The following is a 23,726-nucleotide window of genomic DNA, read 5'->3' on the forward strand; positions in this document are numbered from 1 at the left end:
TCAAATCCTTGTTTCTCCGGAAGCAGGGATTTTTTTATTTCAAACTTTATCAAAAAGACCAAGAAGATATCGAACATCAAATCATTGTTTTTTATTATCTGTTTTCATGTTCGTGAAAAATATGCGAAAATGTTGTAAAAAGTAGCGTTTTGTTGTGGTAAACAAAGAAAATAAAAAAGTAGTAAAAACAAAAAAGCCACTCGTTTGAGTGGCTTTTGATGTGAACACAGAAAGATTCGAACCTTCGACCGTTCCGATTGAAAATCGAGCTTTGCTATAATGAATTATTATTATTTTGAGTCTAGGGTTATTTATTAGGTGCAATATCTCCACGGCGAATAGGTACATGAACAGCTTTGTACTGAGAAGCAAATCTTCCTTTTTCTGAAGCTTCTTTAGCAGTGAAAAAATTTTCTAAAGCAATAGCTACCTGAAAAGAGAAATCTGTTGAATATACATTTGGATTCATAGAGGTACCGCATTCTATATTTTGGAACCATTCCATCCATTTATTACCACCACCACCTACAGGAGGAGTCTTACCACCATCTGGAGCGGCATTCGGCGGAACAAGTGATGTAACTGCCGGATATTGAGCCGCATTATGACATGACATACATGAAACAGTATTCAAATCAGCAGGCCCATCTAATCTGCCATTCCATCCAAGGTGCTGAGGAGGAAGATTTGGACTTTCGAAAATCACAGTCTCTTTCAGATCTTTATTTACTTCGGTCTTAATTGGAGGATATGGTGATGTTTTGTTAATTCTGTTTTCAGGATCATTTCCCCATGTAAGTCCAACAGGTACAAGGTTCATTAATTTGTTTTTCTTATTCAATTTACCGTTATAACAGAAAGTTCCAAATACCCAACCGGTTCCTTCAGGATTGCTTGCACTTCTGTCTGCTCTTGGGTCCCGAATAGAAATATCCATTTGCAAAAGATGTACATCAGAAACGACTCTTTTGTCTGATTTCCAGAAATTTTCAGTAATATAAGCTTTCCATGTTAATGGATTTACAAGATAATCGACAAAATCAGTTCCTTTAGGTGCATCGGTAAAAAGTAATTTTACAAAAACAGTTCCTGTTGGGAATCCGCCATCATCATAACGTTTATCCAAAACTTTTATATTAGGATTTTGCGGGGATTTCCACATTTTACCCATAGCGTAGCCCGCCTTGTCATTAATTAAAGTAATTGCATAAACAGAATAATCACCTTCAACTCCTTTCAGTCCCGGTCCTAATTGAAGAGGCCCCAGAGGTGCTTCTTTAATAAGACCATGAAAACCTTCTGTACCTCCATTTGGAGGATAAGCACCCGGTCCTTCAACACTTGGATGCAGCCATGGAATATGGTACCAGTCGCGAACTTTATTTTTGAATGGATTCCATTCTTCTGTGTTTCCCTCAAAACCATAATCGCGAACGGCTTCTATATATTTTAAAGGTTCTTTTTTGAAATCGATATCAAGAAATTTAGGCATTTCTTTAGGCATTTCAGTCGGGAAATCTGTTTTTAGACGAAATATAGGCTGATCAGCATATTTATCTCTGTATTCCTGAGGGCTTACCATATAACCGAAATCTGGAAATCCATTTTCTTCATAATTTTGTTGCTCTAATGCAGCTAAGGCTTTGTTCTTTTTTGCTGTAGCCGGTTCTTCCTGTTTTTTGTTGCAGGAGGCCAACAAGATGGAAATTGCTAAAATAAGCGGTCGTAATTGTTTCATAAATAGTTGATTTGGTTGTTAGTTATTATTCTACTAGTTTATTTTGATTTATCTCACAAGCTTTGCGAACTTCCTGTACAGTGGCTGGGGCATCTAGGCGAAAAAGAGGGGATAGATTACGCTCTATTCTTGAAGCACGTATAGCATCTTTTATTGCAAAGAAGACACTGTTAGCCAATACTAAAGGAGGTTCTCCAACTTCTTTGGCAGAAAATATCTGGTTAGGATCTGGAGGGATACTTTGTACAGACTTTTCATCTCTAGGAAAAAGGAACGTATTCATTTCCAAAGGAATGGTTGTAATAGCAGGAATTTTATAGCGCCAGGTGTTGGTCGAATTTAATCGCCCTATATTTGGGCCTTCAGTTTCTGACACTAACTTTTCAGTTAAAAGATATCCAATACCCTGAACAAAAGCACCTTCTATTTGTCCTATATCTATGGCAGGATTCATACTCCATCCCATATCATAAATAATATCAGAACTAATGATTTTTACTTCTCCGGTAAGAATATCTACTTCAGTAACAGAACATGCCACTGAATAAGTGAAGCCAACAAATGAATCAACGCCACCGCCAAGTGTTGCATCTTTAATGCGTTTTATACCCGGAATATTTGGTTGGTCAGTTTCAGTTTTAAATGTCATAGCCGGAACCTGAGCCTCACCACCTTTTATTTTTGCATTAAAAGTAACAATAAGATTTACTCTGTTTGAGGCCGCTAAATCGACCAGATTTTGCCAAATCATAGGTTTGTTTCCTTTATTGGCGTTAACTTCTTTAGCCCAGCCTTTATTTTCTCCGGCACCATAGTTCCAAAAATCTATATTCTTGCTCATGCACCATTCTTCGCCATTTTCTTTCAGCATTTGATAGCCAAATTCCATAAGTCGGGCTCGCATTTCTTCACAGGTTTGTTTTACAGCTTCGCAAGAATAAGGAGTTCCAGTAGAACCTCCTGTACTTGTAGGGTTTGGCGTAATGCTCGTATTTACATTGTCAATAAATATCATTTCCATCGGGATTCCCAAGACGTAAGCAGCAACTTGTTGCGCCTGAGTAACCAATCCTTGTCCAATTTCAACACCCCCCTGATGAATGATAACAGTTCCATCATTTGGATTGATGGCTACAATAGCGGTTGATTGTTCTAACGCAAGAAAATTATATCCTGACCCATATTTTACAGGAATCATAGAAATACCTCTTTTAAACCATTTGTTTTCTTTGTTGAATTTCTGAACTTCTTCATATTTGGCTTCAAAATTTGAGACCTTTTTAGCGTAAGCCCATACTTGTTTCATATAACAATAAGTAAGTGCCTGTCCAAATGGAGTCACATCACCACGGTCGTAAAGATTTTTTTCACGTAAGTCTTCCGGTCTCATATTTATGGAAACAGCAGCATCATCAATAGCATTTTCTACAATATTTTTTCCTTGTACATCCCCAAAGGCACGCATTGCTGTACTGGGAGCGGTATTGGTTCGGCATACATCAATTTGACTTTCAAAGTTTTTAATTTTGTATGCATTATCCGTGCGTAGCTGGATACAGTTGGAAACAATAAAAGAACAGTCATAAAATGCACCGCCATCACCCCACATTTTTAATTGAAAGCCATGAATGATCCCTTTGTTTTCTTGTTTATATTCTCCGGTATCTACGGCAATTTCGTATTCTCCGTAATAAGCATGACGTTTTCCTATCATTGCGGTATCTTCGTCACGAGGTATTGCAAGTCTAACAGGTCTTTTAGTAGCTTTTGCCGCAACTGCAGTTGGACCGGCAACAAAACGGGTTTGTTCCGTTTTTCCTCCAAATCCCCCCCCTACAGGCGGTACTTTAATTTCAACTTGATGATGATACATTGCTAATGCTGAAGCAACCGTATCGTGCATTCCTCCCGGACTCTGGACAGATGGCTGAACTTTTATACGTCCTTCATCAAGAGGAGTTGCAATACAAGCTTGTGGTTCCATGTAGAAATGAGCTTGTCCTCCACAAAGTTGAGAGGAAGTGACAACTTTACAAGGAATATTGTCTACATTCTCTTCTCGGGAATCTATCTTTTTATCTCTTATAAGATTTTGAGGCGGGATTGGCTGAAGGTTTTTTGCCCAGTCAAATTGGCTTCCCGGACGTGTTATTTTCCAAATATGAGAAGTAAAAGGAGAATCGGCAGGTGCATCCGGAAAGACACTTCCTTTTTTGATAGCTTCAAGTAAATCGATAATGGGTTCACTCCATTGTTCTGTCCAGGGAGCTCCTGGTTTTGTATATTGTACACATTCTGTAGAAACGTATGCAGCAATTTTGATCGCATCCTGTTCGTTTGTTGCAAGTATCATAGCGATAGATTGCCCTACATAACTTATTAATTGTTCTGCAAAAAGAGGTTGATCATTTCCCATACCCTGATAATTAACCCCACCGTTTTTAATGTCTTTATAGGTAATAATATCGCTAAAAGTTGGGAATTTGCTCTTTAGATATTCTCGTAAATTTGTTATCGAAGTTTTTTTATTGTCGACAATAAATGAGTAATTCATCAGTGCTCTCTGACTTTGTACAAATGCGCCGTTTAAGGTAAGTGGCGGTACAGGAAGCTCATGTGTGTAATGAGTTTGCCCTGATGTTTGATACACGGCGGTAACCTTGATATAAGGTTGCGCGACTGGGGCTTTATAATCTTGTGTTTTATAATTTTGAACACCATTACTTACAGGCCAGTTACCCCATTTGTTTTCTGCTATCGAACTCAGATTTTCCGGAATCTCAGCTCCTTTAGCTACCAAAGCATTTACAATTGATTTGTAAAAAAAAGAAACTGCCAATTGGGTACGATAATCAGAAGTAAAACCTTCATTAGGAACTTCTTTCATGCGTTCTTCCTGAATATTAAGTTCTTTACGAACTTCTTTTGCCAGAATTTCTGAAAGGTTATTAACATCTTTTAATGTTAATTCTTTATTTTTCATTGCTTTTTCAGTTTCTATAGCTCTCCACGGATAAGGAGCAATACCACCAAATGCAATTATGGCAGACTTAACAATACATTCATTGTTGATGTTAAAATTGGTAGTTGCATTTACAATACTGTGCGCGTTTACTTCACGAAGGGCTACTTTTTGAGCAAATACAACGTCATTAGTATCTTTTAAAGGAATTTCATATGTTTTTAGAACAATAATATCGGCAAGTTTTGGATCATTTTTAACTGCTTCAACGAGTTCTTCGGCTGTTTTTGTATATTCTTTAAATTCGTAATTTTTTTCAAATAAATAGTAATTGATTTTTGTTTCTACAGCATATAAAGTTGTAAAAAGATCAGATGGAAATGGTTCGCCTTTACCTAACGAAATATGTTTTAGCACCAACATGGTATTACCTCCAATTGTAGCAACATTACGAACAATACGACCGGCAGTTCTGCGTGCCATGTAATCTAATGCCTCTAAAGTTGTAATATCCGATTTGGATATTTTTTGGGCACCAAATTTTGCATGCTCGATACCTTTAGAAAGTATTTCAATTAAAGCATTATACGTGATGCTGGCTGAGACTTGAAGATGGTCATTTGTTACTTCATTTTTTGTATTTAATTCTGGAATAAACCTAATATCAGCATAAAAAGTAGTTGGTAAATATTCATTTTTGTAAATGCCATACGATGTATTAGCATGCACCAGTCGAACGTTTTCGGTGTTTTTTAGAATTTCAGCCAGTTCCGTCAGTGAAGTTGGAGTTGCCCAACGGCTAGTCGAAACTCTCGAGGCTGGTTTTTGCGCTTCTTCAGGAAAAGGAATTTCGAGTTTGCCGGGAAGCTGAGCTTTACTTACAGGATCCAGTGTACAAGGCATTCTCTTTTTTTCATCAGTAGCATTCCAGTCAGAAGCAAAAGTTTTCATTCCGGTCAGGATAGATCGATAACCGGTACAACGACATAAATTTCCATCAAACGCCTGTTCGATTTCTTTTTTGGTTGCATTTTCATTATTGATTATAAATTCAGACATATTCATTACAAATCCTACGCTGCAATAACCGCACTGACTCCCATTGTTTAATGCCAATTGATAAGCGACAGGGTTTATCCCCAAATGTGTTTCTTCAGAGGGAAAATCAGAGATTTCTTCTATGATTTTTATGTCTGCTGTACAGCTTGTATTCTGAGCGTTTTTAATAGATTGCTCAACAGCAATAAGTTTGTTCTCGGCTGCTTTTTTTGCTTCATCTAGTACAGGAGAGTTGTCTTCATCAAAAGGAACACTAGTGCGTGTCGAACTAGTTTTTAGCCTTAAATACTTTGGGTCAGGTTTACGGGCAGCGCCGGTTCCTTCGATAGTAGTAACAGAAAGGCCTCCTATAGCACATACAGGTCTAAGACAGGAATTTATAGCCAGATGACTGGCTTTGTTTTTTTCGTTGTTCCATTCAGATATAATAACGGTGCAACCACCGCAACCACCTTGTCCACACGGTTTTTTGGGACCACAAAGACCTACTTCAGGAGATCTTAAATAATCAATTAAAAGTAAATCCGGTGAAGGATTTTCTATGGTCGTAGGTTTTCCGTTTAGAAAGAAATTTACAGTATTTTTCATATTAGTTAGAGAGAATTGGTTCGGTTTTTTAATTTATTTAAGCACGTAAGGAAGTACATAGTTAACAGCATAAATATTTGATTAACAAACAATAACAAATATAATACAGACTTTTAAATCAGGACTAAGTAGTAATACCTGTTTTTAAGATTAAACCTATAAAAAAAGATTTTTTGAGAGTATTTTATCACCTAATACCCTACTAATAGTCACTAATAAAATTGCGGAGGTTTTGAAAAGATGAGAATACGATAGTTAATTAGATTTTTATTACTAAAGAATTGATCTGACTAAAAAAGTGTTAATCATTTTTGACAAAACAAAATAAACAACTAAAAATCAACACAATACACATAAAAAAAGACAAAAAACAGGTATAAATACTTACTATAATATTAAGCGGTTTACTTAATTTCACATCGATGTAATCTAATCCGAAATACTAAAACATTTAGTCAGATTACAAAGACCGGAGTTAGTAGTTTCTTTCATGGTCGAATGAATGCTTACCAAAATTGCACAAAATATCAACTTTTTAGAATTGGGGTTTTAAATAAGACAATTCTAAAATCAATCAAGTTCGGAAAATACTATTAATCTTAAAATGAAGCACAATGGCAAATAACCCAAATTCCGGTTATCAGGAAACCGGTACAAATGAAATGGCACTTTTTACATTAAAAGTTCACCGTGGAGACGGTATGGCACTATTAGGAATGAACTGGAAAAACGGAAAGCCAACTCCCGATTTTGTAGGCTTTTCAATTGAATATAAGGAACCTAATGGTAATAAATTTTTCCCATTAAGAAACAGAATCAGTTTTCCTGAAGCAGATAAAACAGACCCTAACGTAAGATATACATTGCATAGCCCACTACAAGTCTTTCGCTGGGTACATTTTCCACGTAATCCTGAAATTGAAGGTTTATTTACTTATGTAGTTAAACCGGTATTTATGAATAAAAACAAAGAATTAAGTTATGGCGAATCGCAACAGTGTTCCATAGCACTTGCACGAGAGACTTATCCGAATGCATTAAATGTAACATTTACTCGAGGTTTTATTTCTTCGCAGGCTTTTGTCGATCGTTATGAGGAAAAAGGAGACATTAAAACATTGCTTCCTGCCAAGTCCAAAGAAGGACTTGATTTTAAACCCACACATTCGCTTGCTAAAGATGCTTTGAAATGGATGGGATTTGAAGCGTACAATGCCATTTTAAAAATTTTGGATGATGCAATAAAAGATGACACTGCAAAAGTTTCCGTGATTGCTTATGACCTGAACGAACCCGAAATTGTGAATCGCTTAAAAAAATTAAAAAAGCGTCTACGAATAATTATTGATAATTCAAAAGATCATGGAGAAGAAGGCTCGGCAGAAAACAAAGCCGCTGAAATGCTAAAAATTACAGCAGGAAAAAATCAGGTCATTCGTCAGAAGATGGGCAGCTTACAACATAATAAAACAATCATTGTTGATGGACATGATTTAAAGAAAGTAGTTTGCGGATCAACAAATTTATCATGGCGTGGTATTTTCGTCCAAAATAATAATGCCATCATACTATCAGGAAACAAACCCGTAGAATTATTTAATGAAGCTTTTGAAGATTTTTGGTCTGTTGGCGAAAGCAATACCGTCTCTTTATTCAACAATACAAAATCTGCTACTTGGCAATCACTTGGACTACCCAATATTGATGCTAAAGTAACATTCTCCCCACATAGTACCGAAAATACTGTACTTCAATCTATCGGAGAGGATGTCGCAACTATTAAATCAAGCCTTTTATACTCTATGGCTTTTCTTTCACAAACAGGCGGGCCTATCAGAGAGGCATTAACTAAGATAACCGAAAATGAAAAAATATTTGTTTATGGAATTGCGGATAAGCCTGTTGGCGGAATCAATTTAAAAAACACAGATGGAAACCCACAACCTGTTTCACCTGCAGTGATCAGTGAAAATATCCCAGAGCCTTTCAAAAAAGAACCTGTAGGCGGCGGCGGGATACGCATGCATCATAAATTTTTGGTCATGGATTTTAATACCGAAGATGCGAGGGTGTATATGGGATCTTATAATTTTTCCGGAGTAGCAGATTCTGCTAATGGTGAAAATCTATTACTGATTAAAGACAGAAAAGTTGCGACATCATATATGATTGAAGCAGTTAGAATATTTGATCACTATGAATTCAGGCTTGCAAGATCAAAAGCCGATGCTAAAAATCAGAAGTTAGAACTAAAATTACCTCCAAACGATAATAGACAGAAATCATGGTGGGATAAATATTATTCAGATAAAAGACGCTCTAAGGACCGTGAATTATTCTCATAATTATCATTTTATTTCTATTAAATAAATAGTTAGTTGGTATGGTAAACATCCTGAATAAAATTACTATAATATCCAGACAAAAACTGAAGGACTATAGCTTAGAGAAACATCTCTTCATTAGTCCTTCGCTATTTATTAAATTATTTTATTTCTTATTTATTGAAGAAAGATTCGAACTCCAATTGTCCCGATTGAAAATTGAGATGTAGTTATGCACACTAAAAAAAACCAATACAAAACAAAAAAGCCACTCAATTGAGTGGCTTTTCGTGAACGCAGAAGGATTCGAACCTTCGACCGCCTGCTTAGAAGGCAGGTGCTCTATCCAGCTGAGCTATGCGTCCATTTGTTTTAAAACTTATGGCAAAGTTTCTGTCGGGGTGGCAGGATTCGAACCTGCGGCCTCCTGCTCCCAAAGCAGGCGCGATAACCGGGCTACGCTACACCCCGAAGGCAAATTTAAGCGGAGAGACAGGGACTCGAACCCTGGCGACGGTTACCCGTCGACAGATTAGCAATCTGCTCCATTACCGCTCTGGCACCTCTCCAAGCTCAAGGAACGTGTCCTGTTTTGCGGTTGCAAATGTAAGACAACATTCCATATCTCACAACTATTTCTACGCTTTTTTTAAACTTTTTTCAATCTTTTTTTTAAACCACTTCACAATCAAACGAATAGAATTAACAAAAAATTCATATAAATTTAAAATCCAGTCGAATTGACACAAATTGACACAAAATTTGAATTTATTTAAATAAAGAGTAAATTTGCTTGATTAACTAATATTAAACAGAAAATGAACAAAAGAGTTGTTATCGTTTCTGCCGTTAGAACACCTATCGGAAGTTTCATGGGAGGGTTATCTACCGTACCCGCACCAAAATTAGGTGCTGCCGCTATAAAAGGCGCACTTCAAAAAATTAACCTAGACCCAAAATTAGTTGATGAAGTTTTTATGGGCAACGTTGTTCAGGCAGGAGTTGGACAAGCTCCCGCACGTCAGGCCGCGCTTTTTGCCGGTTTGTCTGAAGAAGTTGCTGCTACAACTGTAAACAAAGTTTGTGCTTCCGGAATGAAAGCTGTTATGTTCGCTGCACAGGCAATTGCTTGTGGTGATGCTGAAATAGTAGTAGCCGGAGGAATGGAAAACATGAGTTTGATTCCGCATTACGTACAAATGCGTAACGGAACAAAATTCGGACCTGCAACAATGCTTGACGGAATGCAAAAAGATGGTTTGACAGATGCTTACGATAACAACGCAATGGGAGTTTGCGCTGATTTATGTGCGTCTGAATACAACATCAGCCGTGAAGAACAGGATAATTTTGCTATTCAATCTTATGAAAGAAGTGCTAAAGCCTGGGATGCCGGAAAATTCGACAATGAAATTGTTCCTGTTGAAGTTCCACAAAGACGTGGTGAACCAGTTATCTTTTCAAAAGATGAAGAATACACTAATGTAAAATTGGATAAAATTCCTTCCTTAAGCGCTGTTTTCACCAAAGACGGAACGGTTACTGCTGCAAATGCATCAACAATAAATGACGGAGCTGCTGCTTTAGTTTTAATGTCTGAAGAAAAAGCAATTGCATTAGGATTAAAACCTTTAGCTTACATCAAAGGTTACGCTGATGCTGCTCAGGAACCAAAATGGTTTACAACAAGTCCGGCAAAAGCATTACCAAAAGCATTAAACAAAGCTGGAATCGCAATTGGAGATGTTGATTATTTCGAATTCAACGAAGCTTTCGCAGTGGTTGGATTAGCCAATTCAAAAATCCTTGATCTGGATAATAGTAAAGTAAACGTAAATGGTGGCGCTGTTTCATTAGGACATCCTCTTGGTTGTTCAGGAGCCAGAATCATCGTAACTTTACTAAATGTTTTAGAACAAAATGATGCCAAAACCGGTGCTGCTGCAATTTGCAACGGTGGTGGTGGTGCCTCAGCAATTGTTATCGAAAGAGCTTAAATAATACAATAGATTGGGAGTTATTGCTTTAAATAACTCCCAATTTTCAACTTATAAATTACCCTAAATGTTCGGAATTTGCAATCTCGCCATAGTACCCGTTCGATCTGAACCAAGTGACAGAAGTGAAATCGTTACACAACTTTTGTTTGGCGAGCACATCGAAATTTTAGAACGTCAAAATCAATGGGCGCGAATAAAAATTCAGTTTGATGACTATGAAGGCTGGGTAGATTCTAAACAATATCAGGTAATTTCAGAAGCAAATTATAATCAGTTAAGCAAAGAAGCTATTATTCTAAATGCTGATTTGATTGATTATATCACGGCTCCGGAAAATTTATTACTGCCAATTCCGCTTGGTGCTTCCCTTACCTTTTTAAATAATAGTGAAATCAATACTTCAAACTTTGATTTCGAAGGAACAAAAACCAGTGGTGTCAAACCAAAAAGTGCTTTAATAAATACTGCTTTCATGTATTTGAACGCTCCCTATCTTTGGGGCGGAAAAACACCTTTCGGAATAGATTGTTCGGGTTTTACTCAAATGGTTTATAAATTAAACGGCTATAAAATACATCGCGACGCTTCACAGCAAGCACTTGACGGCGAACCATTAAGTTTTATTGAAGAGAGCGAAGCAGGAGATTTAGCCTTTTTTGACAACGACGAAGGAAATATCATTCATGTCGGAATAATTATGGACAATAATTACATCATTCACGCCAGTGGAAAAGTACGTATTGACCGTTTAGACCACTTAGGAATTTACAATCCCGAATTGAATAAACACACACATAAACTGCGTGTGATTAAGAAAATTATTTAGTTTTTAGCCACAGATTAAAGGATTAAAATGATTTTAAAATCTGTGTTAATCTGTGAAATCAGTGGCAAAAAAAACCTGATAATCCGTGTTTTCGCTTGCGAATCCGCGTCATCCGCGTGCCAATTCATCACGCACTAATTCGAATCGTCTTTCTAAATTCCGAAGGACTATTTCCCTTCTGCTTCTTAAAGAATTTATTAAAGTGACTCTCATCCGTAAAACCAAATTCATATGCAATCTCATTAATTCGTTTATCACTGAATTGCAAACGGTGTTCAATCAACTTCGTTTTATAATTGCTGATATATTGTTGCATAGTTTCACTGGCATGCTTCTTAAAATACCTACCTAGATAAGTATTCGAAATTCCGAAATATTCACTAAGTGATTCCGCTTTTATTTTCTCCGGATAGTAAATATTATTCTGAATATATTGCAGAATATCCATCGCTTTCCCTTCAGTTCCAACATTTACCTGTTCCGGTAAATACTTCGCAATATTTCTCGCTACAATAATAATCAGTGTATTAACCAGTTGCTGAATCAATTCCTGATTGTACACATCTTTATCATGATGTTCCCGAATAATGGCTTCCACCATTACTTTTACCAGACATTTATCAGCCTGATTTTTTAAAATACAACCCGGCTGATGATTCGCATTCTGCAAAATATATTCTAAACGCTGAATGTTTTCATTTTGCAAACTCGAGTTCTTCAAATAAATATCATTGAATCTTAAAAAGAAAAACTTCGTTTTGGTGGCAATCGTAAAATTATGGCAATCTTCAGGTGTCAATAAAAACATATGCCCTGCATCATATTCAAAAATATTTTTATTGATGCATTGCGAGCCTGTTCCACCCAAAATATAAACCAATTCGAAGAAATTATGACGATCTCCAACATCCGGATACTCATCCAGAGTTTCAAAGGAAACGGTAAACGGCTCGTATAAATTTTCTTTTTTCATGAGGTACAAATTATTTGAAGCTGCAAATTTACATAAAAAAGACAAATATATACAAGTTAACACTCTTAAAAATGGTATAATTTTGCCAAGTGATTTAAGATTTAAAAATACAACATTATGGAATATAGAAAATTAGGCAATAGCGAACTCGAATTATCAACTATTACATACGGCGCATTTGCTATTGGGGGAAATATGTGGGGCGGAAATGAAAAAGCAGATTCAATCGCTTCCATTCAGGCTTCAATCGACCACGGCGTGACCACAATCGACACCGCTCCTTTTTACGGATTTGGTTTAAGCGAAGAAATGATTGGCGAAGCTATAAAATCTCACGATCGTTCAAAAGTTCAGTTATTGACAAAATTTGGTTTAGTTTGGGACGGAAGCAACAACGGAAAAGGCGATTTCTTTTTCGATGCCGATGACAACGGAAAGAAAATCCCGGTTTACAAATACGCTTCAAAAGGTAACATTATTAAAGAAGTCGAAGAAAGTTTAAAACGTCTTCAAACCGATTATATTGACTTGTTACAAATTCACTGGCCAGACTCCACTACTCCAATTCAGGAAACAATGGAAGCTTTGCAAACTTTGATTCAACAAGGAAAAATCAGAGCAGCCGGAGTTAGTAATTATAGTGCTTCACAAATTCAGGAAGCACAAAAAACAATTCAATTAGCATCAGACCAGGTTCCGTTTAGTATGTTAAATCGAAAAATAGAAACCGATTTGATTCCGTTAACCCTTGCAGAAAAAATCGGGATTATTGCTTACAGTCCAATGGAAAGAGGTTTATTAACCGGAAAATATTTCACAGACAGCAAACTAAAAGATAGCGATCATAGAAATGGTTATTTCGGTCAGTTTGATCTTCAAAAAGTAAAAACTTTAGTTGAAGAATTGAGTTCATTGGCAAATGCAAAACACATTTCAATCTCACAATTGGTTTTACGATGGACCACTTTACAAGAAGGAATCACAATCGTTTTGGCCGGAGCAAGAAACGCAGAACAGGCTATTTCAAATGCAAAAGCAATGGATTTTGATTTATCGATTTCCGAATTAGATTTCATCAATCAGGCTATTTCTAAAGTAAAATAAAAAGTTTTTCAAACACATAGAAACATAGCTAATCACACTGTTGAAAGGCATTTCACTTAGCCTAAAAACACATAGCTATGTGTGAGAAACTAGTTTCTTTCCACATCCTTTTTTAGCCAAAGAAAACTATGTTTCTATGTGTTTAAAATTATGCGCAACAATAAAAACAATTTTGGTGTGACCCCGCAGAAAAAGCGGGGTCGGCTATCCACAATATCTTTTGTTTTTTAAAGAAAAAAACAAAAGGATATTTGCTCCTATCCCTCACACTCACGAATTCATAAGAAGATTTAAAGACATGAAGAAAATATTTATCATCAACGGAAGTCAAAATTTCGCACATTCGGGCGGAAAATTCAACCAAACCGTTACCGACTGGACAATCGAATATTTAACAAACAGCAAGCAATTCGAAATAAAAACAACCGGCATCAAACAAGGTTTTGATCTTGACGAAGAAGTAGAAAAATTCGTTTGGGCAGACGTTGTCGTTTATCACACTCCAGTTTGGTGGTTTCAATTACCAAACCTTTTCAAAAAATACATCGACGACGTTTTCACAGCCGGGCACAACAAAGGAATTTACAGAAGCGACGGAAGAACCAGAACCAATCCGGACATTAATTACGGAACTGGCGGACAACTACACGGACGCAAATACATGTTAACCACAAGTTGGAATGCGCCTGCAACTGCTTTCACACTTCCAGGAGAATTCTTCGAAGAAACTTCTGTAGATGACGGAGCTATGTTTGGTTTCCATAAAATGAATAAATTTGTAGGTATGGAAAAATTAGACAGTTTCCATTTCCACGACGTTGAAAAAGGTGCTACTGCCGAAAACATTGACATCTTTAAGAAAAACTATACCAATCACTTAGAGCAAATTTTTAAAACTTTATAACTATGATCTCTATTACCGCAATCATCAAAAGTAAACAGGAAAACATTGAACAAGTTCGAAACATGATTCATCATTTGGTTACCGAAACCAGAAAAGAAGCTGCTTGCGTGCGTTACGACCTGCATACAACCGAAAATGTTTTTATCATTTGGGAAGAATGGAAAGATCAGGCTGGTCTTGATATTCACAATAATCAAACTTATTTACTGGATTTTATTAAGCAAAGCGAAAATTTAGTTGCCTTGCCAATTCAGGTTTATAAAACAGTTCAAACACTTTAATTCAAACAAACTTATGAAAGCACTTTTCACAAATACATACGAATCCGATTTTGTAACAACTGAAATCGCAAAACCAAGTCCGAAAAAAGGAGAAGTTTTGGTAAAAATTCACGCAAGTGGCGTTAACCCGATCGATAATAAAATACGATTAGGACTTTCACCTTATGCATCACCTGTATTACCAGCTATTTTAGGAACTGATCTTGCCGGCGTTATTGAAGAAATTGGCGAAGACGTTAACAATTTTAAAATTGGCGATGAAGTTTACGGACTTGCTGGTGGCGTTTTAGGTCTTCAGGGAACTTTAGCAGAATACACAGCCGTTGACGCTGACTTATTAGCTAAGAAACCAAACAATTTAACCATGAAAGAAGCTGCCGGAATTCCGTTAGTTTTACTGACAGCATGGGAAGGTTTAATTGACAAGGTAAAAGTAAAAAAAGGTGACAAAGTTTTGGTGCACGCCGGAGCTGGTGGTGTTGGTCATATAGTCGTTCAGCTTGCCAAAATTTTTGGTGCAGATGTTTATGCAACTGTTTCTTCTCAAAAAGCGGACATTGTAAAAGGATTTGGAGCCACACCAATTGATTATAAAACAGAAACCGTTGAAGAATATGTAAATCAATATACGAACGGAAAAGGTTTTGATATTATTTACGACACTGTTGGCGGTCAATCGCTGGACGAGTCCTTTAGCGCCATTCGTCATTATGGACAAATCGCGAGTTGCTACGCCTTTGGAACACATAGTTTAGCAACAGGATCATTGCGTTCTGCAAGTTTGCATGGTGTTTTTGTTTTGCACCCGATGATTAGTGGTGAAGGTCGAAAACATCACGGAGATATTCTTAAAGAAGCTACAAAATTAATTGAAGAAGGAAAATTAAAACCTCTTGTTGATCCTCGAAAATTTACTTTAGATAATGCTATGGAAGCTCACAAAGCCGTTAGCGATGGTTCATCAGTTGGGAAAATTGTTATAGATATAACGTAATCGTTAAAAATAATTACTCAAAAAACGGTTAACTTGCTTGCTATTCACAAACATATAAATATGAGTAACTATCATCTTGCCGAAATTAATATTGCCAAAATGAAAGGAGTCACTATAAATGATCCGATCATGAAAGAATTTGTAGATAATTTAGACCTTGTCAACAAGTTAGCCGAAGATAGCGAAGGTTTCGTCTGGAGACTGAAAGATGATAGTTATAATGCAACAAGTCTGAATCCGTATAATGACGAACAGATTATTGTCAATGTTTCGGTTTGGCAAAATATTGAGACTTTAGAACATTATATGTACAAAACGTTTCATAGCGAATTTCTAAGACGCCGTAAAGAATGGTTTCTAAAATTCGGAAAAGCAGCAACAGCAATGTGGTGGATCCCGAAAGGACATATTCCAACGCTTGAAGAAGCCGTAGAAAAATTAGATTATCTACAGCAAAATGGTCCTTCACACTTGGTTTTTGATTTTAAAAATAAGTTTTCTGCACCTACAATAGAAACTGTATAAGTTTTCGCCACGAATTCACGAATTAATCTAATACATTCCACATAGGTTTAAAAAAAATAAATTCGTGAATTCGTGGCAAAAAAAACTATTTAATCCCACCAAAAGCGCCAAAACACATATTCTTGTGTAAAATTTCAACGCTGGTAAAACCAATTTTCTTCATCAAATCTAACTGATAATTCATTGATCTTGGAGTATCTTCTTTCTCTACATAATCTAAAACCTTCTGACGGTATTCTGCACCACCAATTCCCTCTAAATAATCGCCATAACGCTGCCAGGTATATTCATTTAATAATTCTGTATCTTGTGTAATCAAATCCGAAATCATAAAACATCCTCTTGGTTTTAATAACTTAAATATTTTAGTAAAAGTAATTTCCCAATCTTCGTCATCTCTTAAATGATGCAAAACCGCTCCGGCCAAAATAATATCAAAATAATTTTCAGGCAATTCTACTTCACGAATATCGCCTTGCTTTACTTCTACTTTTCCAGTGGTTTCATTTGAAACTCTTTTGAAAGCGCGATCCAACATTGGCAAACTCAAATCGACCAAAGTGCAATTTAAATTGGGCAACTTAGACAACATTTTCAAAGTATAATTCCCGGCACCACATCCAATATCCAAAACATTTACAGCATTCGGTACAATTCTTTTTGAGGCTTCCGTAATTAATTCTAAAGAAATGGTAGCATCGATTGTCGCGACTTGTCCGGTTTCTAAATTCGAAAATCGTTCGACATCATTATCAAACCGCTCTCTGATCTCTTCAATAGTTGATTTTTTCATAATTTTATTTTTAGTTATAAGTTACTCGTTATAAGTTATTTGTTGTACTTCATTCATTTTTCGATTCAACTTCCGAGATAACAACTGACGTGTAACCCTAACATTTAACTTTTAACTTTCAACCAAAATTACCATTTTGATATATACTTCAAAAATACTTATTTTGTCAATTATTAATACTTAATAGGTATTCATGGAATTACGTCATTTGAAATATTTTTTGGCTGTAGCCGAAGAACTAAACTTTACTAAGGCTTCAGAAAAACTATTTATCTCGCAACCACCTTTAAGCAGGCAGATTATGGAATTGGAAGAAGAACTTCATGCAAAGCTTTTCATTCGGAACAATAAAAAAGTAGAACTAACAGAAGCTGGAAAATATTTTGAAAAAGAGGTTATTGCTCTCTTTCAGAACTTGGAACGAATATCTCTTAAAACAAAAAAAATAGCCGAAAATGTTTCCGGCGAATTCAGAATCGCTTATATCAGTTCGATTTATTCTTCTGTAATTTCAGATTTGATCAAGCAATTGAAAGAACAATTTCCGTATGTGAATTTCAAACTTTTTGAAGTTTCCACAACCAAGCAAATTTCAGCTTTAGAACAGGGAAAAATTGATTTAGGAATTATTCGCTCGCCTATAAAATCTCCTAAAATAAAAGCACAATTGTGGTTTCAGGACGGATTTTCAGTAGTTTATAATAAGAGTTTGATCCAAATTAAATCCGAAGAAGATATTCCGAATCTAAAAGACGAAACTTTCGTATTTTTCAACAAAGATTATGCACCTCATTATCATGAAGTTTTATTGGAGCTTTGCGCGTTTTATGGCTTTGAACCGAAAGTCGTTCACGAATCAAATAACATCAATTCAATTGTTCAATTGGTTAAAAATGGTTTGGGAATTTCGATTGTTCCGTCGAACATTGCAAGGAATAATTCGGATACAGAAATTAGTTTTATTGAATTGAAAAAAGTCAATTTATTCACTGATGTTTCGTTAATTACTTCAAAAGAAGACGATTCTGAAATTACAAAATCTGCGGTAGAATTTTTGTTGAATTTTGCTAAATAGTTTGCCACAACCCGAGCGATAGCGAAATGACGAAGCAATTACACGAATTTTCACGAATTAATTTAGAACTATGGAAATCCGTAAAAACTAAAAAACAAAAGTACTTAAATTGCATATCGCAATGAAAACAAACACAAAACAATTAATAAAAATTCGTGTAATTCGTGGCAAAAAAGTTACAATTTATCACATGGAAACACCTGAAAAGACCGAACTTTTAAATACCTTAGCAAATTATAATTCTCGTTAAAAAAATCAACAAAAAATGGCTGAGCAATCTTCAATTATATGCCCAAATTGCGGGACACCAATCGATGTAAATGATGTTTTAAAACATCAGTTGGAAGATAGTATCCGTAAAGAATTTCAACAAAAAGCCAATGCTCAATCCAGGGAATTGGAACTTAAAAATGAACAATTCGAAAAAGCCAAAGCCGACTTTGAAGCTAAAAAGAAACAGGAAAATGAACTTTTCGCTGAACGTTTGGAACGTGAAAAAAAAACAGCCGAAAAAGAAATTACCGAAAAGCTAAAAACCAAACTTGAAGAAGAAAATAAAGATCGTTTGACCTTAATGGAAAAAGAACTTTCTGAGAAATCAGAGAAGCTTCGTGAACTGAATAAAATGACGGGCGAAATTGCAAAACTCCAACGTGAAAAACTGGAAATGAAGGAAGCAATCGAAGCGGAGGCTCAAAAACAATTGAACGCTACTTTGGTTTTAGAACGTGATAAAATTCGTAAACAGGAAGAAGAGAAGAACGAACTTAAAATAAAAGAATACCAGAAACAATCTGACGATCAGAAAAAGCTAATCGAAGAAATGAAACGCAAGCAGGAACAAGGTTCTATGCAGTTACAAGGCGAAGTAATGGAATTAGCGATCGAAGAATGGCTGGCGAATAATTTCCCGTTAGACAGTATCGACGAAGTTAAAAAAGGCGCTAACGGTGCGGATTGCCTTCAGATTGTAAATACACGTGAATTGCAAAATTGTGGTTCTATTTACTACGAAAGTAAACGTACCAAAGCTTTTCAACCCGCCTGGATTGAAAAATTTAAAAATGATATTAGAAGAAAAAGAGCCAATATCGGAGTTTTGGTAACCGAAGTTATGCCAGCCGGAATGGACCGAATGGGAATGCGCGACGGAATCTGGATTTGTACTTATGAAGAGTTTAAAGGTCTGAGTGCCGTTTTACGTCAGTCTTTGATTCAGGTAAGTCAGGCAGTTCAGGCGCAGGAAAACAAAGGCGATAAAATGTCGATGTTATATGACTTTTTAACAAGCAACGAGTTCCGTTTGCAGATTGAAGGAATCGTAGAAGGTTTTACGCAAATGCAAGGCGATCTTGATGCCGAAAAAAGAGCCATGCAACGCATCTGGAAACAACGCGAAAAACAAATCGAAAAAGTGGTTCATAATACTTTAGGAATGTACGGATCGATTCGTGGTATTGCGGGAAATGCGGTTCAGACAGTCCGTGCTTTAGAATTGGATTTTATTGAAAAAGAAGAAGATTCAAAAGAATTATTGGAATAACTTTTTTAAATACCAATAATTTAAATACCAAATACCAATTTTCCACAAAGTATGTCATTGCGAGGAACGAAGCAACCACATTTGCTAAATAAATTTGCTTTTTAGTGCGGTTGCTTCGTTCCTCGCAATGACAATATTATGGTTGTTTTATCAAAAAAAATCTTCTTATGAAAATGATTGCCATAGCCCTGATGGGAGGGAAAATCCTTTTGTGCCGGGGTTCGGCACAAAAGATTGGAAGGACAGCAGGAATAGCTCCTAAAAATTAATCAACCTTTCTAAAAACCAACAATTTCCCTGAAGGATTTGAAAGCGTCAATCGATTATCTCCTATAGAATATGTTGTAACACTTTGAAGCGCTTTCGTAAATTCATTTTCTTTATTTCCTGGTGCGCAGGCCATTAAAGTTGAAATTACTTTGGTAAATCTTAAAACATCTTTTTCATAGAATAGTGTTCCGCTGATCGAATTACAGCCTCCAAAACCCATAAATGTGTTTTCCTGTGAGTGAATTTCGATTCTTGGTAACTCCTTTTGATAATCGGCTATAAAAACTTTATAACCGTTTAATTCTTCCAAAACCCAAATATCGTGCAGGCGGTAATCGGTGATATATTTTCCACAGCCTTCTACTTTTTTGGACTCCAGCTCTGAATTGTTTTTAATTTCAACTGATACCTTATAAGGTGAAATCGCACCGGACATTGAATCCTGACAATCCAATTGCTGAATGGTAACGGTTGCGGTTGTCTTCTCATTACTCAATTTATACATTTTAACATTCGCATCCATCGCTTTTATCGGTTCAACAGATGAAAAAATGATTTTTTCTTTGCCCGGAATCAACGAAGTAAAAATAGTTTGCTCCTTCCCTAGTGTTATTCCCCAGAATGGTTCATTTCCGGTTGCTTTAAAATAGATGGTCATATCGGCTTCCTGAGAGCTGGATGCCGAATTACCTGCAGTAGCATCTGAAACGGATCCGGATGTTGGTTTACAACTTGCCATCAAGGACATTAAAAGCAAGAACGAAAGTATATTTTTCATGAGATTCTATTTAGGAATGAATTTGATTTTGAGAAACAAATTCAAAAATTCAATTGAATTTACGACAATTTTCTGAAATCCTTATTTAGAATCCTTTCAAATTTAGGAAAATCTGTATCAAAATGATAAAAATTATAATGATGCAAAATCTTCCAAAATCCGCACTACGTAAGAGATTACGATAAAATACGTAATAATTGAAACTATTTTTTCAACAAAAAAGCTTTTACAGTACGTATTTTTATAAGTATAAATACTTATATTTGCGTAGTAATACTTAATTAAAGAAATCATGATAAGAGTAATAGTAGTTGGAAACGGCATGGTTGGTTATAAATTTTGCGAAAAATTCATTGCAAAATCAGGACAGGAAAAGTATCAGATTACCGTCTTTGGTGAAGAACCAAGACGCGCTTACGACCGTGTTCACTTAAGTGAATACTTTGGAGGAAAAACCGCTGATGACTTATCAATGTCGACTAGCGAATGGTACGCAGAAAACAATATTACTCTGAATACTTCTGAATTAATTACAGATATTAACAGAACAGAAAAAACAATACATACACATTTAGAAAAAATACATACTTACGATTACTTAGTTTTGGCAACAGGATCTTCAGCATTTGTACCACCAATAGACGGGGTTGAAAAAGAAGGTGTTTTTGTCTACAGAACGATCGAAGATCTGGATGCGATTATGGCTTATGCAAAAAAAATAAAACAAAAAGGTGCGACAGAAGCCGCGGTTTTAGGAGGCGGATTATTAGGTCTTGAAGCTGCAAAAGCGGTTCGTGATTTAGGTCTTAATCCACATGTAGTGGAATTTGCTCCAAGATTAATGCCGAGACAATTGGACAAAGGCGCGAGCGACATGCTACAATCTAAAATTGAAGAATTAAATATTGGCATTCATTTAAACAAAGCCACACAATATATTGACGGAAAAGAGTGCATAACGGGAATGATGTTTGCCAACGAAGAATTGTTAAAAGTTGATATGTTGGTTATATCTGCCGGAATCAAACCTCGCGACGAACTAGCTAGAGTTTCAGGACTTGAAGTTGGTGTACGAGGCGGCGTTGTGGTAAACAATCAGATGCAGACATCAGATCCTTCTATTTATGCGATTGGCGAAGTGGCTTTATACAATCAAAACATTTACGGACTTGTTGCTCCAGGTTACGAAATGGCCGATGTAGCCGCTGAGCAAATCTTAAATGGTTCTAAAACCATGAGAGAAACCATCGATATGTCGACACAATTGAAATTGATTGGTGTTGAAGTTGCGAGTTTTGGTGATCCTTTTATCGAAAATGACGACGTAACTGCCATTATTTATGAGAATAAATTATCAGGAGTTTACAAAAGAATCAACGTTACTAAAGATTCTAAAACCTTATTGGGCGGAATTTTAGTTGGGGATTCAAGCGATTATAATTCTTTATTTCAGATTTACAGCAATGCTATGGCTTTGCCTAAAAATCCGGAAGATTTGATTTTAGGGTCAAGAGACGGTTCTGAAGGTTCAAGTTTAGGAAGCGTTTTAGACTTGCCGGATACAGCTGTAATCTGCTCTTGCGAAAATGTAACAAAAGGTTCTATTTGCTGTTCGCTTTTAGATGAAACCTGCTCTAGTTTTTCAGATGTTGTAAAACATACCAAAGCAACTTCGGGTTGTGGAGGCTGTAAACCAATGGTTTCTGATTTGGTAAAAGCAACTCAAAAATCATTAGGAAAAGAAGTAAAAGAGGTTATCTGTGAGCATTTTAATTATAACCGTCAGGAATTATTTGACTTAGTAAAAATCAATAAATACGAGAATTTCTACGATGTAATCGATCATCACGGAAAAGGTGACGGTTGTGAAGTTTGCAAACCAGTTGTAGCTTCTATTTTCTCCAGTATTTATAATGATACAGCCAACAAACACGTAACCACGCAAGATACTAACGATAGATTTTTGGCCAATATTCAACGAAATGGAACTTATTCAGTTGTACCAAGAGTTGCCGGTGGAGAAATTACTGCAGAGAAATTAATTGTTATTGGAGAAGTTGCCAAACAATTCGATTTATACACTAAAATCACTGGTGCTCAACGTGTTGATTTATTCGGAGCGCATTTGAATGATCTTCCTAAAATCTGGAAAATCTTAATTGACAATGGTTTTGAAAGTGGTCACGCTTACGGAAAATCGCTTCGTGCCGTTAAAAGCTGTGTCGGAAACGCATGGTGCCGTTACGGAATGGACGACAGCGCCGGATTTGCAATCGAACTGGAAAACAGATATAAAGGAATTCGTTCTCCTCATAAATTAAAAGGTGGTGTTTCGGCCTGTATTCGTGAATGTGCCGAAGCCCGCGGAAAAGATTTCGGTTTAATTGCTGTTGAAGGCGGATGGAATTTATACATCGCCGGAAATGGTGGAGCAAATCCAAAACACGCTGTTTTATTAGCTGAAAAAATTGACAAAGAAACAGTTATCAAATACATGGATCGCTTTTTAATGTATTACATCCGTACAGCTGGTCCACTAATTAGAACTTCAACCTGGTTAGAAAAACTAGACGGTGGTTTAGAGTATTTGAAAGAAGTAATTATTCAAGATAGTTTAGGTCTTTGCGAAACCTTAGAAGCTGAAATGCAAACTTTAGTTAACACTTTTGAATGCGAATGGAAACAAGTATTAGAAAAACCAAGATTATTAAAACGTTTCAACCATTTTGTAAACTCTGAAGAGAAAGATGACAATATTGTTTTTGTTCCGTTAAGAGATCAAAAAGCGCCAAAAGCGTGGACTTAAAAAAGTTGTTTTAATCTCGCAAAGACGCAAAGTCGCAAAGTCAAATTGTAAAAACTTAAAGAAAAAAAACTTAGCGCCTTTGCGTCTTTGCGAGCAATTTTCGTCCTAAAGGAATAAGCTCCAAAAAAAAGAAATAATATCACAAACGTTTGCTGTCCTCTTACCCTCTTTTTTACTGCGCCA

17 protein-coding genes and 3 tRNA genes are annotated in these 23,726 nt (G+C 36.1%); 12 read left to right on the forward strand and 8 right to left on the reverse strand.

The features are described from left to right. Positions 1-307: 307 nt before the first annotated feature. Positions 308-1,738 carry a hypothetical protein gene (locus AC6CH4_RS10190; RefSeq protein WP_498102594.1) on the reverse strand — a complete coding sequence of 477 codons (1,431 nt, stop codon included), beginning with the start codon at positions 1,736-1,738 and terminating at the stop codon, positions 308-310. 25 nt (positions 1,739-1,763) lie between these two features. After that, positions 1,764-6,347, reverse strand: a complete 4,584-nt coding sequence (locus AC6CH4_RS10195; RefSeq protein ID WP_498102596.1) for a molybdopterin cofactor-binding domain-containing protein — start codon at positions 6,345-6,347, stop codon at positions 1,764-1,766. A 614-nt stretch (positions 6,348-6,961) separates the two neighbouring features. On the opposite strand from AC6CH4_RS10195, the gene AC6CH4_RS10200 reads away from it, so the two are divergent. Next, positions 6,962-8,692, forward strand: a complete 1,731-nt coding sequence (locus AC6CH4_RS10200; RefSeq protein WP_498102598.1) for a phospholipase D-like domain-containing protein — start codon at positions 6,962-6,964, stop codon at positions 8,690-8,692. A gap of 270 nt (positions 8,693-8,962) precedes the next feature. On the opposite strand, the gene AC6CH4_RS10205 is transcribed toward AC6CH4_RS10200, so the two are convergent. The 3 genes from AC6CH4_RS10205 to AC6CH4_RS10215 all read right to left on the reverse strand — a co-directional run bounded on the left by AC6CH4_RS10205 (position 8,963) and on the right by AC6CH4_RS10215 (position 9,240). Next, a tRNA-Arg gene (locus tag AC6CH4_RS10205) sits at positions 8,963-9,036 on the reverse strand. 31 nt (positions 9,037-9,067) lie between these two features. Continuing rightward, a tRNA-Pro gene (locus tag AC6CH4_RS10210) sits at positions 9,068-9,142 on the reverse strand. Between the two features lie 14 nt (positions 9,143-9,156). Beyond that, positions 9,157-9,240 (reverse strand) — tRNA-Ser (locus AC6CH4_RS10215). A gap of 249 nt (positions 9,241-9,489) precedes the next feature. Between AC6CH4_RS10215 and AC6CH4_RS10220 the strand changes: the two genes are divergently transcribed. Together AC6CH4_RS10220 and AC6CH4_RS10225 are read left to right on the forward strand one after the other, a co-directional pair. Further along, entirely contained in the window at positions 9,490-10,668 is a 1,179-nt protein-coding gene (locus AC6CH4_RS10220; RefSeq protein WP_498102600.1) for an acetyl-CoA C-acyltransferase, read from the forward strand. A 67-nt stretch (positions 10,669-10,735) separates the two neighbouring features. Beyond that, on the forward strand, positions 10,736-11,497 hold the full coding sequence (locus AC6CH4_RS10225; protein WP_498102602.1) for a C40 family peptidase: 762 nt from the start codon (positions 10,736-10,738) through the stop codon (positions 11,495-11,497). A gap of 127 nt (positions 11,498-11,624) precedes the next feature. On the opposite strand, the gene AC6CH4_RS10230 is transcribed toward AC6CH4_RS10225, so the two are convergent. Beyond that, the gene (locus AC6CH4_RS10230) at positions 11,625-12,470 is read right to left on the reverse strand and encodes an AraC family transcriptional regulator (RefSeq protein ID WP_498102604.1); all 846 of its coding nucleotides are present in this window, start codon (positions 12,468-12,470) and stop codon (positions 11,625-11,627) included. 117 nt (positions 12,471-12,587) lie between these two features. Here AC6CH4_RS10230 and AC6CH4_RS10235 point away from each other — a divergent pair, with 117 nt between their 5' ends. From AC6CH4_RS10235 to AC6CH4_RS10255, 5 genes are all read left to right on the forward strand, one after another. Continuing rightward, on the forward strand, positions 12,588-13,574 hold the full coding sequence (locus AC6CH4_RS10235; RefSeq protein WP_498102606.1) for an aldo/keto reductase: 987 nt from the start codon (positions 12,588-12,590) through the stop codon (positions 13,572-13,574). 298 nt (positions 13,575-13,872) lie between these two features. Beyond that, the gene (locus AC6CH4_RS10240) at positions 13,873-14,478 is read left to right on the forward strand and encodes an NAD(P)H-dependent oxidoreductase (RefSeq protein WP_498102608.1); all 606 of its coding nucleotides are present in this window, start codon (positions 13,873-13,875) and stop codon (positions 14,476-14,478) included. Between the two features lie 2 nt (positions 14,479-14,480). Next, entirely contained in the window at positions 14,481-14,759 is a 279-nt protein-coding gene (locus tag AC6CH4_RS10245; RefSeq protein ID WP_498102610.1) for a putative quinol monooxygenase, read from the forward strand. A 13-nt stretch (positions 14,760-14,772) separates the two neighbouring features. Next, positions 14,773-15,753 (forward strand): zinc-dependent alcohol dehydrogenase family protein, encoded by a 981-nt coding sequence (locus AC6CH4_RS10250; protein WP_498102612.1) that lies wholly within the window; start codon positions 14,773-14,775, stop codon positions 15,751-15,753. A gap of 60 nt (positions 15,754-15,813) precedes the next feature. Beyond that, on the forward strand, positions 15,814-16,278 hold the full coding sequence (locus AC6CH4_RS10255) for a DUF3291 domain-containing protein (RefSeq protein WP_498102614.1): 465 nt from the start codon (positions 15,814-15,816) through the stop codon (positions 16,276-16,278). Between the two features lie 85 nt (positions 16,279-16,363). Here the strand turns inward: AC6CH4_RS10255 and AC6CH4_RS10260 are convergent, their stop codons facing one another. After that, positions 16,364-17,071, reverse strand: coding sequence for a class I SAM-dependent methyltransferase (locus tag AC6CH4_RS10260; protein ID WP_498102616.1), 708 nt, complete (start codon positions 17,069-17,071; stop codon positions 16,364-16,366). A 193-nt stretch (positions 17,072-17,264) separates the two neighbouring features. Between AC6CH4_RS10260 and AC6CH4_RS10265 the strand changes: the two genes are divergently transcribed. From AC6CH4_RS10265 to AC6CH4_RS10275, 3 genes are all read left to right on the forward strand, one after another. Then, on the forward strand, positions 17,265-18,146 hold the full coding sequence (locus AC6CH4_RS10265) for a LysR family transcriptional regulator (protein ID WP_498102618.1): 882 nt from the start codon (positions 17,265-17,267) through the stop codon (positions 18,144-18,146). A 121-nt stretch (positions 18,147-18,267) separates the two neighbouring features. After that, on the forward strand, positions 18,268-18,396 hold the full coding sequence (locus tag AC6CH4_RS10270) for a hypothetical protein (protein ID WP_498102620.1): 129 nt from the start codon (positions 18,268-18,270) through the stop codon (positions 18,394-18,396). Between the two features lie 15 nt (positions 18,397-18,411). Then, on the forward strand, positions 18,412-19,689 hold the full coding sequence (locus AC6CH4_RS10275; RefSeq protein WP_498102622.1) for a DUF2130 domain-containing protein: 1,278 nt from the start codon (positions 18,412-18,414) through the stop codon (positions 19,687-19,689). A 265-nt stretch (positions 19,690-19,954) separates the two neighbouring features. Here AC6CH4_RS10275 and AC6CH4_RS10280 read toward each other — a convergent pair whose 3' ends face one another. Further along, positions 19,955-20,737 (reverse strand): META domain-containing protein, encoded by a 783-nt coding sequence (locus tag AC6CH4_RS10280; protein ID WP_498102624.1) that lies wholly within the window; start codon positions 20,735-20,737, stop codon positions 19,955-19,957. Between the two features lie 292 nt (positions 20,738-21,029). Here AC6CH4_RS10280 and nirB point away from each other — a divergent pair, with 292 nt between their 5' ends. Beyond that, positions 21,030-23,543 carry a nitrite reductase large subunit NirB gene (gene nirB, locus AC6CH4_RS10285; RefSeq protein WP_498102626.1) on the forward strand — a complete coding sequence of 838 codons (2,514 nt, stop codon included), beginning with the start codon at positions 21,030-21,032 and terminating at the stop codon, positions 23,541-23,543. Positions 23,544-23,726: the final 183 nt, after the last annotated feature.

This window comes from Flavobacterium sp. GQ95 (assembly GCF_059758655.1).